The organism is Haloplanus vescus, from assembly GCF_900107665.1.
GTDB classification, from domain to species: domain Archaea; phylum Halobacteriota; class Halobacteria; order Halobacteriales; family Haloferacaceae; genus Haloplanus; species Haloplanus vescus.
Genome location: NZ_FNQT01000001.1, coordinates 574274 through 590753, shown reverse-complemented (window position 1 = coordinate 590753; position 16480 = coordinate 574274). Strand labels below are relative to the sequence as shown.

Annotated in this window: 18 protein-coding genes; 8 read left to right on the top strand and 10 right to left on the bottom strand. The window is 68.0% G+C overall.

Annotation, left to right across the window (positions count from 1 at the left end):
- Positions 1–24 precede the first annotated feature (24 nt).
- Entirely contained in the window at positions 25–723 is a 699-nt protein-coding gene (locus tag BLU18_RS03140; RefSeq protein ID WP_092631346.1) for an SOS response-associated peptidase, read from the bottom strand.
- 233 nt (positions 724–956) lie between these two features.
- On the opposite strand from BLU18_RS03140, the gene BLU18_RS03135 reads away from it, so the two are divergent.
- From BLU18_RS03135 to BLU18_RS03120, 4 genes are read left to right on the top strand one after another with little or no spacing between them, the layout of a single operon-like run.
- Complete coding sequence (locus BLU18_RS03135) at positions 957–2540, top strand: hypothetical protein (protein ID WP_218124049.1); 1584 nt, start codon at positions 957–959, stop codon at positions 2538–2540.
- Positions 2541–2596: 56 nt separating this feature from the next.
- Positions 2597–3373 carry a DUF7847 domain-containing protein gene (locus BLU18_RS03130; RefSeq protein ID WP_092631343.1) on the top strand — a complete coding sequence of 259 codons (777 nt, stop codon included), beginning with the start codon at positions 2597–2599 and terminating at the stop codon, positions 3371–3373.
- Positions 3374–3416: 43 nt separating this feature from the next.
- The gene (locus BLU18_RS03125; protein WP_092631340.1) at positions 3417–4166 is read left to right on the top strand and encodes a ribonuclease H-like domain-containing protein; all 750 of its coding nucleotides are present in this window, start codon (positions 3417–3419) and stop codon (positions 4164–4166) included.
- A 42-nt stretch (positions 4167–4208) separates the two neighbouring features.
- Positions 4209–4937, top strand: a complete 729-nt coding sequence (locus BLU18_RS03120) for a dolichyl-phosphate hexose transferase (protein ID WP_092631338.1) — start codon at positions 4209–4211, stop codon at positions 4935–4937.
- On the opposite strand, the gene BLU18_RS03115 is transcribed toward BLU18_RS03120, so the two are convergent.
- Positions 4934–5131: a DUF5800 family protein gene (locus tag BLU18_RS03115; RefSeq protein WP_092631335.1), complete on the bottom strand. Its 198-nt coding sequence runs from the start codon at positions 5129–5131 to the stop codon at positions 4934–4936. The genes BLU18_RS03120 and BLU18_RS03115 overlap by 4 nt on opposite strands.
- 132 nt (positions 5132–5263) lie before the next feature.
- On the opposite strand from BLU18_RS03115, the gene BLU18_RS03110 reads away from it, so the two are divergent.
- Both BLU18_RS03110 and BLU18_RS03105 read left to right on the top strand, forming a co-directional pair.
- Positions 5264–6115, top strand: a complete 852-nt coding sequence (locus BLU18_RS03110; RefSeq protein WP_092631332.1) for a polymer-forming cytoskeletal protein — start codon at positions 5264–5266, stop codon at positions 6113–6115.
- A 49-nt stretch (positions 6116–6164) separates the two neighbouring features.
- Positions 6165–7346 carry a redox-regulated ATPase YchF gene (locus tag BLU18_RS03105; RefSeq protein ID WP_092631329.1) on the top strand — a complete coding sequence of 394 codons (1182 nt, stop codon included), beginning with the start codon at positions 6165–6167 and terminating at the stop codon, positions 7344–7346.
- Positions 7347–7454: 108 nt separating this feature from the next.
- Here the strand turns inward: BLU18_RS03105 and BLU18_RS03100 are convergent, their stop codons facing one another.
- The gene (locus tag BLU18_RS03100) at positions 7455–8579 is read right to left on the bottom strand and encodes a pyridoxal phosphate-dependent aminotransferase (RefSeq protein WP_092631326.1); all 1125 of its coding nucleotides are present in this window, start codon (positions 8577–8579) and stop codon (positions 7455–7457) included.
- 73 nt (positions 8580–8652) lie between these two features.
- On the bottom strand, positions 8653–8811 hold the full coding sequence (locus tag BLU18_RS14725) for a hypothetical protein (RefSeq protein ID WP_176791168.1): 159 nt from the start codon (positions 8809–8811) through the stop codon (positions 8653–8655).
- A 51-nt stretch (positions 8812–8862) separates the two neighbouring features.
- Here BLU18_RS14725 and BLU18_RS03095 point away from each other — a divergent pair, with 51 nt between their 5' ends.
- Positions 8863–10197, top strand: coding sequence for a DEAD/DEAH box helicase (locus tag BLU18_RS03095; RefSeq protein ID WP_092631323.1), 1335 nt, complete (start codon positions 8863–8865; stop codon positions 10195–10197).
- A gap of 4 nt (positions 10198–10201) precedes the next feature.
- On the opposite strand, the gene BLU18_RS03090 is transcribed toward BLU18_RS03095, so the two are convergent.
- On the bottom strand, positions 10202–10582 hold the full coding sequence (locus BLU18_RS03090) for a hypothetical protein (RefSeq protein WP_092631320.1): 381 nt from the start codon (positions 10580–10582) through the stop codon (positions 10202–10204).
- 82 nt (positions 10583–10664) lie between these two features.
- Between BLU18_RS03090 and BLU18_RS03085 the strand changes: the two genes are divergently transcribed.
- Complete coding sequence (locus BLU18_RS03085; protein ID WP_092631317.1) at positions 10665–12167, top strand: DUF790 family protein; 1503 nt, start codon at positions 10665–10667, stop codon at positions 12165–12167.
- Here the strand turns inward: BLU18_RS03085 and BLU18_RS03080 are convergent.
- The 5 genes from BLU18_RS03080 to folP form a co-directional block, all read right to left on the bottom strand.
- On the bottom strand, positions 12164–12973 hold the full coding sequence (locus BLU18_RS03080; RefSeq protein ID WP_092631314.1) for an alpha/beta fold hydrolase: 810 nt from the start codon (positions 12971–12973) through the stop codon (positions 12164–12166). The genes BLU18_RS03085 and BLU18_RS03080 overlap by 4 nt on opposite strands.
- A gap of 58 nt (positions 12974–13031) precedes the next feature.
- Positions 13032–13541 carry a DUF7122 family protein gene (locus BLU18_RS03075; RefSeq protein ID WP_092631311.1) on the bottom strand — a complete coding sequence of 170 codons (510 nt, stop codon included), beginning with the start codon at positions 13539–13541 and terminating at the stop codon, positions 13032–13034.
- Positions 13538–14470: an RsmB/NOP family class I SAM-dependent RNA methyltransferase gene (locus tag BLU18_RS03070; protein WP_092631308.1), complete on the bottom strand. Its 933-nt coding sequence runs from the start codon at positions 14468–14470 to the stop codon at positions 13538–13540. Before BLU18_RS03070 ends, BLU18_RS03075 begins: the two co-directional genes overlap by 4 nt.
- A 47-nt stretch (positions 14471–14517) precedes the next feature.
- On the bottom strand, positions 14518–15201 hold the full coding sequence (locus BLU18_RS03065; RefSeq protein ID WP_092631305.1) for a 6-hydroxymethylpterin diphosphokinase MptE-like protein: 684 nt from the start codon (positions 15199–15201) through the stop codon (positions 14518–14520).
- A gap of 108 nt (positions 15202–15309) precedes the next feature.
- A complete protein-coding gene (folP, locus tag BLU18_RS03060) occupies positions 15310–16449 on the bottom strand; it encodes a dihydropteroate synthase (RefSeq protein WP_092631302.1) in 1140 nt (379 codons plus the stop codon).
- Positions 16450–16480: the final 31 nt, after the last annotated feature.

Here is a 16480-nt window from a genome sequence, read left to right as displayed (position 1 = left end):
GGCACAAATACAATATCTCACCACTCACGCCTCGCTCGTCGCTCGAATCAGCGACGGGTCGTCGTGACTCGGGTCGTTCACGCGCGTCGAGACTGGATGGGCCGACAGGTCGCTCGCGGGGTAGGGGTCACAGCACGCGAGTGCCTCGTCGATATCGCCGTGGAGCCACGTCGACTCCTCGGCGGGGTCGAGGATGACCGCCATTCGGTGGTGGAGGTCGGCGACCAGCTCGTTCGGCTCCGTCGTCACGATTGCGAAGGTGTCTATCGGGTCGGGGTCTCTTGAGGCGCCGCCGTTGCCGAACTCCCCCAGGCCGGTCTGTCGAGTCGGTGGCTGCCACCGTGACCAGATACCCGCCATGGCGAACGGGCGGTCGTCCTCGAACGCCACGCGATAGGGCTGTTTGCCCGCGTCGCGGTCGACCCACTCGTAGAACCCGTCTGCGGGGACGAGACACCGCCGGTGTTCGATGGCGTCGGCGAACGTCGGCTTGTCGGTGACCGTCTCCGCCCGCGCGTTGATCGGTGCGTTCGACCCGTCGTCGGCCCACTCGGGGACGAGTCCCCACTCCATCCGAGTGAACTCGTCGGATGTCTCGCCCGTGAGTACCGGGAGGTCCTGGCCGGGCGTACAGTTGTACCGAGGGTCGAGGTCAGGAGTCGCCGTCTCGAATCGCTCGGCGAGTTTCGATGCCGGTGTGAACAGCGTGTACCGACCACACATTGGCGGTCGTTGGGTCGGGCGCGAGATAAACCAGTCGACGCTCGACGTTCGCACTCAGACGAATAAACTGTATGTCGCTATACAAAGTATGGGGTACTCGACTGTGCCATTTTCGGCGTCGGCTGGGGCGTCTCGGGCGTGGTCTCGACACACGGGGCACGCCTGCCCTCTGCCCGACTGACCCGCTCCCCCACCGACATTCTCATACCCGTCCGGTCACGACTCGGTGGCACATGCCCTCCGTTGACGAGCTACTCCTGCTGATACGGGACCGTCTCACCGACCTGCACGCTCGACACCCGCAGGCGGTTCGGAGCGCCGCCGTCCTGCTGGGTCTCGTCGCGTTCGGCCTCGTGTGGTTCTTCCGCCCGTGGTTTCACACCGTCGTCTACGGCGTCTACACGACGCCCGTCCTCCCGATTGCGGCGGCGCTCGGACTCGGGGTGGCGGTACTGCTCCGCCGACGCCTCGGTACCGTCGCCGATGGACAGGTGGGCTTTGCCGTCTTCGTCGTCGTCCTCCTCGTCGGGTCGAGCGTTGGTGGCCTGCTGACGGGGGCACAGCTCGGGCAGGATACGATGGCGCGGGCCGACACCGCCGACAGCCTGTCCGAGACTGACCCCGCCCGTCCGCGCGTGGTGACGAAATCCGTCGCCGAGCGCTACGCATCGAACACCCTCAACTTCCCACAGTACCGCATCGATGGCGGCGACATCACCGTCCGGAACGGCACACCCTACTGGTCGTACGCGCTCGCTCCCGACGGCACCTTCAACCACTACACCAAGCGTCAACACGGGACGGTCCTCGTCGACATGAGCCAGCAGAACGCCGAGGTTGACACCGTCGTCGGCGACGTCGAACGGGGCGTCGGCCCGGCCTTCTACAACAACTACCGGTTCGCGACGCTCAAGCGCGCGAACTACCTCGTCGAGTACGAAGACCCGTTCATGGTCGTCGACGAGGGCGAGCAGTATATCGCCGTCCCCTACACGAAACCGGAGTTCCACTGGCTCCCGCTTCCCCACACCACCCCCGAGTGGGGCGGCGTCGTGTTGATACACGGCGACGGGCGCGTCCAAGACCTCTCACCGTCGGCGGCCCGCGACCACCCCGCGCTCCGCGAGCAGAAACTCTACCCCTTCGATCTGGCGCGAGAATCCGTCGCGGCGACCAAGTATCGGAACGGCATCGTCAACACGTTCACGAGCCACGAAGACGAAATCGAAGTCGCACCGGTCCCCGGCGAAGACAACGACCAGCCGTTCCTCGTCTTCACCGAGAGCGGGCCGGAGTACGTCGTCGCCGTCGAACCCTACGGGCAGGCACAGGGACTGAAAGAGGTGTGGACTATCGACGCCCGGACCGGTGAGTACGAAACCTACTCGCCCGACTCCTCGCTGTTCGGCGCGCGCAAGGCCACCGACTACGTCCGGCAGGCGGCGCGCACGACCGACTGGAACCGCTTTATCCCCTCCGAACCGATTCCGGTCGTCGTCGACGGGCAACTCTACTGGGAGGTGCGGGTCGTCCCCGAGGACAGTAGCGGCATCGCCTACATCGCCTTCGTGAACGCTCAGTCGAGCGACGTCAACGAGGTGGATACGACCCCCGAGGTGACGGCGTTCCTCAACGGGGAACGCGTCGCAGACCAGCCCGAATCGACTGACGACGACACGGAGCGCTCGCCGCGCATCGTCGTCGAACGCGTCGCCCCGAACGGGACGGTCGTCGAGACGATGAAGGTGTACGACAACGAGACGGTCCGAGTGGTACCGGGATCGGCGCAGGCCAACGACACCGCGACGAGCGACTGACCGGTCGGCCCATCCGCACCTATTTGTCCGCCGAGCGAGAGTGACAGACTGCCCTCATGTCACTCGACGTTGCAGCCGCACTCGAGAACGGATTCTCCCGCATTCCGACGCGGGTGGCCGGGCTCCTGTTCGTGGCGTACCTCGCCATCGGTATCGTGTCCTCCGTCGCCGCCGAAACGCTCAGAGTCGCAGCGATGGACGCCCAGCAACCGGACGCCGCACTCACACCGACGACGCCGGGCGTCGGTGGCTCCGGTGTGCTCGCCCTTGACGTCGGGCTTCCCGTCGCTGCCGTCCTCTTTCTCGTCCAACTCGTCGTCGCACAGGTCGTCGGCGTCGTCGCCATCCGGACATTCGTCAGCGACGCTCGGCGCACGTTCCCCACCGGCGTCAGTCGGCACCTGCCGTGGGTCGTCCTGAACGCCATCATCGCGAGCGTCGTCGTCAACGTGTTCATCGGCCTCGGGACGCTTCTCCTCGTCATCCCCGGTATCTACCTCGCCGTCGGGCTGTACTTCGTCCAGTTCGAAGTCATCGCCGCCGAAGAGAACGCTATCGAGGCCCTGCGCACCGGGTGGGACCTGACCAAGGGTGAGCGTCTCGCAATCTTCCTCCTGTTGCTGGTCATCCTCGCCATCGGTATCGCGAGTGCCGTGCCGAGTCTCGTGCTCGGATTCGTCGGGGCGCCGCCCCTCCTGACCGGACTGGTCGGCGTCGTCCTCGGTGCCGTCGCGAACGTGTTCACCGTCGCCATCGGCTCTCGGGCGTACGTCCAACTGAAGCCCGACGGCTGGTCGCCCGACTTCGTCACGTCCGATCCCTTCTCGTACTGACCGCAAGCGCGAGGTTTTTGCTCCCTCGCCGGCCAGTACGCGTGTGCGAATCGAGAACAGCTTCATCCCGGTCCGCGGCGTCGGCGAGGCGACCGAGCGCCGCCTCTGGGAGGCAGGCGTCACGCACTGGGACGACTTCGACGGCTCCGTCGTCGGGCCGACGACGGCCGACCGCATCCACGAGTTCGTCGATATCGCCACCGACCACCTCCGGCGGGGCGACGCTCACTTCTTCGACGAATCGTTCCCCTCCGGCGAGCGCTGGCGCCTCTACGAGAACTTCCGCGACGACGCGCTCTTTTTCGACATCGAGACGACGGGTCTCGACGCGGCGCGCAACGACGTGACGACGGTGAGTTTCCACCGCGGCGGCGACACCACGACGCTCGTCCGCGGCGACAACCTCACGGCGGGCGCCCTCCGCGAGCAGTTCGCGGACGCCCCGCTCATCGTCACGTTCAACGGCGCGCGGTTCGACGTGCCCTTCCTCGAGGACTCGTTCGACCTTGCCATCGACGTGCCTCACCTCGACCTCATGTACCCCTGCCGTCGCCTCGACTTGACCGGCGGCCTCAAACCCATCGAGAAGGAGGTGGGCATCGACCGTGACCGACCAGACCTATCCGGCGAGGACGCCGTTCGCCTCTGGCGACAGTACGAACGCGGCGACGATGCCGCCCTCGACGAACTGGTATCGTACAACCGCGAGGACACGGTGAACCTCGAACGCCTCGCCGATGTGGTCACGAATCGCCTCCATACGACCTGCTCTCCCGCCAACACGACCTTTTAGGCAAACCTAAATGCTCAAGTAGCGGGACCAGCAGATACGGGTATGAGCGATTTCACCTTCGACGACGTGGCCGTCGTCATGGGGACGTACAACGAGGAGGAAGCGATTGGAGGCGTACTCGCGGACATCGACCGAGTGACCGACGGGCGGGCCGAGGTTGTCTGTGTCGACGGGTCCGACGACCGAACGCCCGATATCGCGCGCGGCATGGGCGCCACGGTCATCGAACAGGAGCCACAGGGGTACGGCGTCGCCGTCCGCGAGGCGGTGTTGACGCCCGACCGTCCAATCGTCGTCACTACCGACTGCGACGACACCTATCCGATGGAGCGCCTTCCGGACTTCCTCGACCGAATCAACCAGGGGTACGACGTGGTGAGCGGTGACCGCATCTCGCCCGGTCCGGAGACGATGCCGCTACTCAACCGCCTCGGCAACCGCGCCTTCGCCGCCCTGGCCAGTCTCTTCCTCGGCCAGCGGTTCCACGACGTGACGACCGGGATGCGCGCCTACCGGCGCGAACTCCTCCACCGAATCGAGTGGACCGAGAACACGGGCCTCTCCGCGGAACTCCTGATGCGCCCCGCCGCGCGCAACTACCGCGTCGCTGAACTGCAAATCGAGTACGACGAACGCGCGGGCGAGACGAAACTCGACCCGTTCCGCGGTGGCGCGGCCATCGCGAAGTCCATCTGCCGAATCGGTATCGAAGAACGCTTCGACACCTCGCTGGACGCCGTGACGACGACCGATACCGTCGAACGCACCTAGTGGATGATGTCGCCGATGCGACGCGGTTCGCCGCTGAGCGTCGGTTCCTTCTCGACCATCTGTAGCACCTCGTGGTCGGTCACGTCGGGGTACTGCTTCTCCACCGCGTCCTCGATGAGCGCCTTCTCGAGGCGGAATTCGGTCCCTTCGTAGACGACGTCGACACCCTGCTCGTCGAACGAGAGCGTAGTCATAGCCCAGCCTACTCGGCGCCCGGAAAAAACCCTGCCGTCCTACGGGCGCCTTCGTCGGCCACGTGTCGCCGCCCGTCCCGTCAGCCCTGCGTCTGACGGTCGTTTTAATATCCGTAGCGAGAACACAGGCGCGTGGCACTCGGGAGGGACCCGCTCGACGAGTTGAAGATACCCGACGGGACGACCGTCGAGGAGCACGACCTCGTCACCGACGGCGACGTCATCGTCGGCGGCCAGGGCACGGTCGAGTTCGGCGTTCGCGGCCGCAACGTCATCGCCGGCGAACGCGTCCGCTTCGGCGGCGACATCGAGGCCGAGAGCGACTGCCGACTCGACATGTGGTGTGACGTGGCCGGGAACGTCCTCGTCGGCGACGACGCCTACCTCGGCGAACGCGTCCACGTCGGCGGCCGCCTCATGGTCTCCGGCGACCTCGACATCGGCGACGACGTGGAAATCGACGAGGGCTTCGAGGCCAACGGCTGGATCGTCATCCGAAATCCGGTTCCGACCCTCGTCTTCTACTTCATCGTCCTCTCCCAACTCCTGCGCGTCGGCGAGACGGACGCCGCCGAGGAAATCGCGGAGGCCCTCGGCGGCGACGCCCCGAACGACCCGCTGGTGATCCCGCGCGGCGGCACCGTCTCCGACGACTCGTGGCAGGTGTCGACGCCCGCGACTGTCGGCGACGACTGCCGTCTCCACGGCAATCTCCGCGCCCGCACCATCGAGATGGGCGCCGACAACAACGTCTTCGGGAGTCTCCGCGCCCGCGGCGACGTGACCGTCAGCGAGGGCACGCGCATCCACGGCGACGTGACAACCCGCGGCGGCACTGTCGAACTCGCCGAAGACGTTCGTATCCTCGGCGACGTGTCGTGTGCCGACCTCGAACTCCACGAGGACGCCGTCGTCGACGGCTCCATTCGCTCGCGCGGCGAGATGCGTATCGTCCGCCCGGACGCCGACCGCGACATCGAGTGAGCGTCGCTGGGACCGAAAGTAAATTCCCGCCGACTCACCCACAGCCACTATGCTCTCTCTCGCGCTCGCGGGCAAGCCGAACGCGGGCAAGTCGACGTTCTATCAGGCCGCAACGCGCGCCGAGGTCGACGTGGGGAACTACCCCTTCACGACCATCGACGCCAACCGCGGCGTGACACACGCGCGCACCGACTGTCCCTGTCTCGCACTCGACGAGCGCTGTGGCCACGAACGGTGTCACGACGGCAAGCGCTACGTCCCCGTCGAACTCCTCGACGTTGCGGGCCTCGTCCCCGGCGCCCACGAGGGGAAGGGCCTCGGCAACCAGTTCCTCGACGAACTCACGAACGCCGACGCCATCGTGAACGTCGTCGACGCCGCCGGCGAGACCAACGCCGAGGGCGAACCGGTCGAAGTCGGGGCCTACGACCCCGTCGACGAAGTCGACTTCGTGGAACGCGAGATGGACCAGTGGCTCGCGGGCATCATCGCCAGCAACTGGGAGGGTGTCGAGCGGAAGTCTCGCTCGCCCGAGTTCGACATCGACGAGGCGCTCACCTCGATGCTCACCGGGTTCGGGGCGACGGTGGCCGACGTGGCCCCCAGCCTCCGCGACTTGGAGTATCCCGAGGACCCGATTCAGTGGACCGACGAACACCGCGAGGCGCTGGCCGAGGAGATTCGCGCCCGCACCAAACCGCTTCTCATCGCCGCCAACAAGGCCGACATCGCCCCGCCAGAGAACCTCGACCGCCTCCGCGAGACGAACAAGCCTATCGTCCCGACGACGGCGGACGGCGAACTCGCCCTGCGCACCGCCGCCGACGCCGGCGTCGTCGACTACGACCCCGGCGACGCCGACTTCGACATCGTCGGCGACGTGACCGACGCCCAACGCGAGGGTTTGGACCGCATCCGCGAGGTGATGGCCGAGTACGGCGGCACCGGCGTGCAGGCCGCCATCGACCACGCCGTCTACGACCTCCTCGACCACATCACCGTCTACCCCGTCCAGAACGAGACGCGCTGGACCGACGGGAGCGGGACCGTCCTCCCCGACGCCATGCTCCTCCCTGCGGGGTCGACGCCGCGTGACCTCGCCTACGCCATCCACTCCGATATCGGCGAGGGCTACCTGCACGCCGTCGACGCGCGGTCGGACCGCCGAATCGGCGAGGACCACGAACTCGAAGAGGGCGACGTCATCAAAATCGTTAGCACCGCGAACTGAAAGACGGATGGAGGACCCGTTCGTCAGCGGGTACTCCAACTCACGACGCGTGGATAGTTTAACGTAGCGTTTACCCCACTCACCCCCGTTTATTCGCGTTTATCCGCCTCACTCGCGCAGGTCCGTGACGACCGATTCCATCACGTCGAGTGCCTCCCGGAGCGTCTCCGTATCGTTGGCGTAGGAGATGCGGGCGTGGCCCGCGCCGTGGTCGCCGAAGGCGTCGCCGGGGACGACGACGACGCCGCGGTCGATGCAGGCGTCGACGAACCCGTCGGGCACCTTCGGCATGGCGTAGAACGCCCCCTTCGGCGTCGGCACCTCGACGCCCATCTCCTCGAAGCGGTCGAGGAGGAGATTCCGGCGCTCCTCGAACGTCGCTCGCATCTCGTCGACCACGTCCTGTGGGCCGGTCAGGGCCGCCTCGGCGGCGTACTGGGCCGGCGCGGACGCACAGGCCTGCACGTACTGGTGGACGCGGAGCATTCGCTCGACGCGCCGCGACGACGCGGTGACCCACCCGAGTCGCCACCCGGTCATGGAGTAGGTCTTCGAACAGCCGTTGACGGTGACGACGCTGTCGGTGTCGGCGTAGGTCATCGGCGAGTGGTGCTCGCCCTCGAAGACGAAGGGTTCGTACACCTCGTCGGAGACACAGACCACGTCGTGTTCGTCGGCGATGCGGGCGAACTCGCGGATGTCCTCCTCGGGCGAGACGGCACCGGTCGGGTTGCCGGGGCTGTTGACGACGAAGACGGCGGTGTCGTCCGTGATGGCCTCCTCCACCGCGGCGGGGTCGAGCGTCAGGTCGTCGCGCAGGGGGACGGGCTTGGGCGTCCCGCCCGCGACTTTCGTCAGCGCGTCGTAGGAGACGAAGCCGGGGTCGGGGAAGATGACCTCCTCGCCGGCGTCGACGTGGGCTTCGAGGGCGAGGTGGAGCGCCTCGCTCCCGCCCGCGGTGGCGATGACGTCGTCGGGGTCGACGGCCACGTTCTGGTCGCGGGCGTGTTTGTCGGCGATGGCCTCGCGGAGGGGCTGGATGCCTCTGTTGCTCGTGTAGGCGTCGGCCTCGCCGGCTTGGATGGCGTCGACCGCTGCTTGGCGGGCGTGGTCGGGCGCCGGGAAGTCGGGTTGGCCGAGGCCGAGGTTGATGGCGTCCTCGCCCGCGGCTTCGAACACCTCGCGGATGCCGCTGATCGAAATCGACTCGACGCGTGCGGAGAACTCGCTCATATCCACCAACCGGGACCGCCCCGGCATAGGTGTTGCTTATACTGTCTCCTGTATCGACGTCCAGCCGACAGTGTTACTCGCCTTCGTGGGCGTCCCGGAGCGTGGAGACGTGGTCGCCGAGCTGTGACAGCGCCGCGTCGGCGTCGATGTAGCCATCGTCGTACTCGTCGTAGACGCGTTCGGTGGCGTCGAGGAACTCCGTTACCGCCGCTTCGAGGTCGTCGTCGCTCATACGCTAGCCCGGGGGCGGAGGGCATTTATTTCCACCTCTCGAACCTCGACCGTGACTCTCGTCTGCCGGTTCGAGGACGGCACTATCGCGCTCGACGGCGACGTGCCCGACTCGCTCCCCGTCGCCCTCGACGAGCGGAGCGGCACCCACCGCCTCCCCGCCCACCGCTACGCCGCCCTCCGGCAGGCCCTCGACGACGCCGGCGTCGACTACGAGGACCGCGTCCTTGACCTGCCGGCGCTCGACCTCTCGACGGACTACGACCTCCGGTCCTACCAGCGCGAGGCCCTCGACGCGTGGACCGCGAACGACTGCCGGGGCGTCCTCGAACTGCCCACGGGGAGCGGCAAGACGGTCGTCGCCGTCGCCGCAATGGCCGCGCTCGGCACGCCGACGCTCGTCGTCGTCCCCACCGTCGACCTCCTGACCCAGTGGCGCCGCGAACTCGAAACGGAGTTTGACGCTCCCGTCGGCCAACTCGGCGGCGGCGAGCAGACGGTCGAACCTATCACGGTGTCGACCTACGACTCCGCCTATCTCCGCGCCGACGAACTCGGCGACCAGTTTGGCTTCGTCGTCTTCGACGAGGTCCACCACCTCGGTGGCGAGGGGTATCGCGACGTGGCGCGACTGCTCGCTGCCCCTGCCCGCCTCGGCCTGACCGCCACCTTCGAGCGCCCCGACGGCGCCCACGAAGTCGTCGCTGACTTGGTCGGCCCCGTGGTCTACGACCTCGCCGTCGACGATTTAGCCGGCGAACACCTCGCGGACTACGACCTCCGACGCATCGAAGTCGACCTCACGCCCGAGGAGCGGGCGGCCTACGAGGAGGCACAGGGCACGTTCGTCGACTACCTCAAGACCAGCGGTCTCTCGCTCACCTCGGGTAGCGACTATCAGGAACTCGTCAAGCGGTCGGGGAGCGACCCGCGGGCGCGGGAGGCCCTCTTGGCCAAACAGGACGCGCGCGAAATCATGATGAACGCCGACGCAAAAGTCGAGGCGCTGGCCCGACTCCTCGACCGCCACCGCGACGAACGCGTCATCGTCTTCACCGCCCACACGGACCTCGTCTACCGACTCTCGGAGCGGTTCCTGCTCCCGGCCATCACCGGCGAGACGGGCGCCAGCGAGCGCCGGTCGATCCTCGACCGCTTCCGGCGAGGCGACTACACGCGAGTCGTCACCGCGAACGTCCTCGACGAGGGGGTGGACGTGCCCGACGCGAGCGTGGCCGTCCTCCTCTCCGGAAGCGGGAGCGAGCGCGAGTTCACCCAGCGACTGGGGCGCATCCTCCGCCCCAAATCCGACGGACGCGAGGCGATTCTCTACGAAGTCGTCAGCGCCGAGACGGCCGAAGAGCGAGTCGCGGAACGACGGCGCTGACGCGTTAGAGCCAGGCCGTGTTCACCGACCCGTCGCCCGCGAAGTCCTCGTAAGGGATGTCGGAAAAGTCGAAGACGATGTCCCGAGACGCGCCGGCGGCGACGGTCACCGACCGCTGTTGCTCGCTTCGGACCTCGCCCGCCTGGACCCGGATTCGGAGCGTGCGCGTTCGCTCGCTCGACGAGCGGTTGGCGACCGTCGCGACCACTCGGAGATGGCCGTCGTCTGCCTCTTCCACGTCCAGATTTCGGACCCCGAGCGTGCGGTCGGCCGGCGCGGGCCGGTCGCCGGGCGTCGGCGGCGTCCGCGGCCCCGACGCCTTCGGGAGCGAGGAACACCCGCCCAGTAGCGGCAGGGCGAGTGCGAGCAGGCGGCGCCTGTGCATACCCGACCCTCCCTCGCGACGGTCAAACCGTTGTCGGTGCGGGAGCGGCGGGTCTTTAGGCGCGCCGGGCCGAAGGGTCGCCGTGCTCACGAAGGACCTCCTCCGGGTGTCGCGGGCGGGCGGCGGCTACCACCCGCAGTTCGCGGACCGCGCCCACCGCCCGCTGGCCGCGCGCGTCCTCGGCACCTTCGCGGACCACGTCGACCGGCCGCGCGCGACGCTGGAGGACGCCCTCGCCGACCTGGAACCCGACGCCGACCACTTCAAACTCGTCCGGGGGTTCGCCGCCCTCTGTGAGCGTGACGCCACCTTCGAGACGCGGGCGGCGGTCCCGCCGGAACGCGCCCGCCGACTCACCTTCGAGGCCGCCGAGGATATCGGCGTCGTGACCGAGGACGACCGCGACCGGGCGCTCGCCCGCGCCGCCGACCGCCTCGGCGTCGACGCCGGCGCCCTCGACGATGCCCTCTACGCCGACCGCGACCCCCGACAGATTCTGAGTGACTTCGACCCGCGCTGGGACCCCGACGGCCTCGTCGAGCAGTACAACCTCTCGCTGGCGCAGACGGCGCTGTTCGACGCCGTCGAGGTGCGCGTCCGGAGTTCGGACCCGCGGACGTTGCTCTCGGCGGTCAAACGCCTCGGCCTGATGTACGAGATTCGCCGCACTGACGCGGGCCGCGAGGTGGTCGTCACGGGACCGGACCACCTCTTCCGGCGGACCCGCCGCTACGGCACCGCCTTCGCCCGACTGCTTCGCTCGGTCGCGAAGACCGACGACTGGCGCCTCGAAGCCACCGTCGACGACCGGGGCACCGAGCGAGAACTCGTCCTCACCGACGACGACGTGTCCGTCCCCGGCGTCGACCCCGTGACCGAACCGACCTACGACAGCGGCGTCGAGGCGGACTTCGCCGCTCGCTTCACCGCGCTCGATTTGGACTGGGACCTCGTGCGCGAACCCGAACCCCTCGCGGCGGGGACGCGAGTGATGATTCCAGACTTCGCCTTCGAGTACCGCTACGCCGACTTCACGGTGTTTTTCGAGATCATGGGCTTCTGGACGCCCGAGTACGTCTCGAAGAAACTCGACCAGCTCGCCACCGTCGAGGACGTCGAGATGCTCGTCGCCGTCGACGAGAGTCTGGGGGTTGGCGAGGACATCGAAGCCCGCGACCACCGCGCCATCCCGTACTCCGGGTCGGTGCGCGTCAAGGACGTGGTCGACGCCCTCCGCCACTACGAAGAGGAGCTGGTCGCCGAGACGCGTGCGACGCTTCCCGACGAACTCCGGCCCGACGCCGACGTGGTGACGCTAGAGCAACTCGCGGCCGACCACGGCGTGAGCGTCGACGCTCTCGACGACGTTGCCGTCCCCGACCACGACCGCGTGGGGCGAACGCTCGTCCGGCCCGCCGTCCTCGACGACCTGCGCGACCGACTCGAACCCGGACAGACGCTCGCCGAGGCCGAGGCGATTCTCGACGAATACGGAGTCGACGACACCAGCGCCGTCTGCTCGACGCTCGGCCTCCGCGTCGAGTGGGAGGGGCTGAGCGGTGGGACGCTCCGCCGGGCCGACTAGACGAACTGCGCGAGTTCCTCGTTGAACCGCTCGGCCTCCTCCCAGAACGGGCAGTGGCCGCTCTCTTCGAAGCGGAGGTGCGTCGCATCGGGCATCTCGGCTTCGAGCCACGCCCCCACGTCCGTCGGGAAGATGTCGCTCTGCTCGCCGTATATCAGCAGGGCGGGCACGTCCACCTCGCTCACCACCGGGCGGAGGTCACCGTACGACATGTCGAGGAAGATGTCGATGGTGACGCTCGTCGGCGTCTTCGTCGTCTCCGCGTACATCTCGTCGACGAGGTCGTCGTCGATGGTGTCGGCGAACATGGCCTGTACGAACGGCTTGCCCGCGGACGGTCGGTCGTACTCCAGATTGGTCGCGAGTTCGGTCGCCGCCTCGCCCGAGAACGTGCCCAGCAGCCCGTGTTCCCACTCGTCGTCCGTGTGGAAGTTCGGGCTCTGGTCGACGAAGACCACCTTCGCGAGGCCGTCGGTGCCGAACTGGTCGACGTAGTTGAGGATGACGGCGGTCCCCATCGACCACCCGACCGGCGTCACGCCCGTCAGATCGAGGTGGTCGAGCAGTTCGCGCACGTCGCGGGCGTACTGCGCAAGCGTGTGTCCCGCGTCGGTCTTCCCCGACTTGCCGTGGCCGCGGAGGTCCATCGTCACGACCCGGTGGCCCGCCTCGACGAGGGGGTCGACGTTGCGTTGCCACCAGTACGTCGAGTTCATCGTCCACCCGTGGATGAGGAGAATCGGGTCACCTTCGCCGCGGTCCTCGTAGTAAATCGGAACACCGTCGTTGGTTTCGAAGTATGCCATCGGTCGTCTCCCTTCGGCGAATCTACATGTAGGGTGTTAGTGGTTTCCCCGCTTCCCACTACTCCGACAGCGACGCCCGCCGCCCCTTCGGAATCACCGACCGCAACTCGTCGTGGACGTACAGACCGACGCCGATGGGTTCGAGGCCGCCCGCCAGCTCGTGCGCGACGACGAGATACCCCCAGTCGCCCTCCCACTCGGGGTCGACATCTTCGCCAGCGAGGAAGTCCACGGCGTCGTCGTCGTCGAGTTCGATGACGTTTCTCGTCGCCAGCGAGCCAAATCGCTGGACGGCGTTCGTCGTCGGCTTCCAGTGCTCCTGTCGCGTCCGCAGGAACGTCATGCCAAGTCCCTCCACGTCGGTCGGGGTCGGCAGGTCGGCGGCGAAGGCCCACACCTTCCCGGCGCCTTTCTCCCAGAAGGTGTACCCCTCGAACGTCTCGGCGGGGACGCCGAAGCGGTCGGTCCACCAGTCGACGACTTCGGCGCGCGTCGCCCGGCCCGCGACGTTGCGGTCCTCGGCAGTGGCGGGCAGGCGGTCGAACTGCTGGCCGTCGTTCTCGCTCATGCGCCCACCTCCAGTTTCGCACAGAAGAACCCGCCCGTGTCGTTGTGATGTGGGTAGATGCGAAGCGCCTTCTCGACGCTCGGGTCGTACGCCTCGTCCTGCCACTCGGTGACGCCGGGGACGCCGTCGAGAGGCGTCTCGAAGTCGACGAGGCGGCAGTCCTCCTCGTCGAGGACGTGGTCCAGGACCGCCTCGTTCTCCTCGGGGGCGAACGTGCAGGTGGAGTAGACGACCGTGCCCCCGGGGCGAGTGGCCTGAATCGCTCGCCGGAGGATGCCCTTCTGGACGCCCGCGACGCTGTGGACGTGGTCCAGACTCCACGTGTCGAAGGCGTCCGGGTTCTTCCGAATCGTCCCCTCGCAGGAACAGGGCGCGTCGACGAGGACGCGGTCGAAGGCGTCGACGCCTCGGTCGTCGGCCGCGTTCTCGCCCAGCGGTTTCAGCGAGAAGTTGCGGGCGTCCTGGTTCGTGACGACGAGGTTCGTCACGCCGAGGCGCTCGGCGTTGTGTCGGAGCGCCGACAGGCGCCCGAGGTTGTTGTCGTTGCCGACGAGGAGGCCCCTGTCGTCCATCAGCGCCGCGAGTTGGGTGGTCTTGCTCCCCGGCGCGGCGCAGGTGTCCCACACGCGCTCGCCGGGTTGGGGGTCGAGAACCCGCGCCGGGAGGTTCGACACCTCCTCTTGGCCGTGAATCCAGCCGTGGGCGTGGGGCCAGTTTCGACCCGGCGAGTCGTTCGGGAGTCGGAAGACGCCGGGGTGCCAGTCGGTCGGTTCGTGGGCGATGCCTTCGGCGTCGAGGGCGTCGGTCGCGCGGTCGACCGTCGCCTTGATGGTGTTGACGCGGACGACCGAGGGGAGGGGCCGTTCGCAGGCCTGCCTGAACGCCTCGAAGTCGTCGACGAGCGATTCGTACCGCTCCAGCGGAGTCATGGCGGCGCTTCGCAGGGCGTGGCTTAGTGGGTTTCGACCGGCGCCCGCTACATCGAGGCGATGTCGTCGCGCCGGCCGTCGAGGACGGCGAAGTGGTCGTCGCGGCGACGCTCCAACCAGTAGAGCAGGCGCTCGGCCCAGACCAGTTTCCGCCGCTTCGTCTCGCTCACACCCTCGTCGTCGAAGTCCCACCCCGGAAAGACGAGGGTGTCGGCGCCGAACGCGTCGGCCAGAAAGGCCCCGCGGTCGCCGTCGGTGAACCCACCGTAGTTCACGACCGGGCCGCGGGGTTCGGCCTGCGTCGTCGGCAGGACGTGTTCGTCGTCGAACCGCGGCACCCACTCCTCGACGGCGGGAACGTTGTCGCCGTGGGCGTGGACCGCGACGGGGACGCCCTCGCGGGTCAGCGTCCGGGCCGTCGCCGGCGATTTGTCCAGGTCGGTGACCATCAGATCGACGGCAACCCCGGCCTCGCGGAGGCGCTTCGCGGCGACGGAGGCGGCGACCACCACGTCCGCCTCGGCCGCGAGACGGCGGTCACGGTCGCTCGTGAGCGACGGTCCCGCGCCGGCGACGGCCACCGTCGCGCCCCGCATCGCGGCGAGTCGCGACTCGTCGAAGGGGTCGGTGAGGGTGGCCAGTCGGTCACGCGCCCGTTCGTCGGCGGCGGGGTCGTACCCGAAATCGGCCAGAATCTGCTCGTACGCGTGGCTCCACGTCTGGTAGTTCATCGAGGACCAATAAGGACACAATAGCCGGCACGACACCAAGTACCCCTACCCGAGTGTCGCCCCGGCGTCCACGCTATTTGTTTCGAAGCGTCTGGCATAAGTTTTCTCTTACTCGACAATCTCCTCGACCGCCGCGAGTGCGGCGTCGAGCGCACTCGATTCCCCCGACGCGGCGTCGACGACCTCCGACAGGTCGGCGGGCGTCCCCACGAGCAATCGACTGGTGCCCGACCCGGCGAGGGCGGCGTTCGTCCCGCTGACGGCCTCGGCGAGTGTCTCACGCGCCGTCGGCGAGAGGTCGGCGAATTCGAAGACGCGCACCACGCCCCGCCGCGCGAGTTCGCTGCCGCCGTCGACCCGGTCGAGGTGGCGGCGCAAGTCGCCGACGGATGTCACGTCGAGCTCTTCGACGGCCACCTCGCCACCGTGTCGCACTCGCTCGCGCGCGAACGCGTCGCCGACGAGGGCGGCGTCGCGCGTCTCGGCCACGTCGTGGGTGCGGACGATGTGTGCGCCGCGTTCGACGGCCATCGCGGTGGCCGCGAGGCTGACGGGCAGGGCCTCCTCTGTCGAGCGCCCGGCTAGGTCGCGCAGGAAGTTCTTCCGGTTGATGGAGACGAGAATCGGTCGGTCGAGGGCGCGAAACTCACGGAGCCGGTGGAACGTCTCTCGGTCGTCCTCTAGTGTTTTCTCCTCGCTCCACCCGCCGAACGCGGGGTCGACGATGGTCTTCTCGGTCAGGCCCTCGCGTTCGAGGGCGGCGTAGATGTCGTCCACCGCTTCGATGGCGCCCGGCCGCGTCAGGTCGGGGGGACTGGCCATCTTCACGACGGCGGCGTCGCGTTCGGCGCAGACGCGGGGCATCTCCGGGTCGGCGAAGCCACAGATGTCGTTGACCATGTCGAAGCCGGCGTCGAGGGCCGCTTCGGCGACTTCGTGATAGCGCGTCTCGATAGAGAAGACGGCGTCGCCGGAGACGGACTCCATCGCCGCCACCGCCGTCTCGAGGCGGTCGAGTTCCTGTTCCGCGGACAGCACCTCGAAGCGCTTGTTCGCAGATTCGAGGCCCACGTCGACGATGTCGGCGCCCTCGCCGATGAGCTCCTCGTCGACGTAGGCGGCGGCCTCGCCCGCGTCGTCGAACACGCTCGGCTCGTAGGGCGATTCCTCGCTCACGTTCAACACCCCCATGAGTCGCGGCGGATAGTCGTCGCCGATGCCGAGCCCCGCGGCGTCCACGTTTCGCATGGGCGGCTTTCGGGCCCCGACCACCATATGC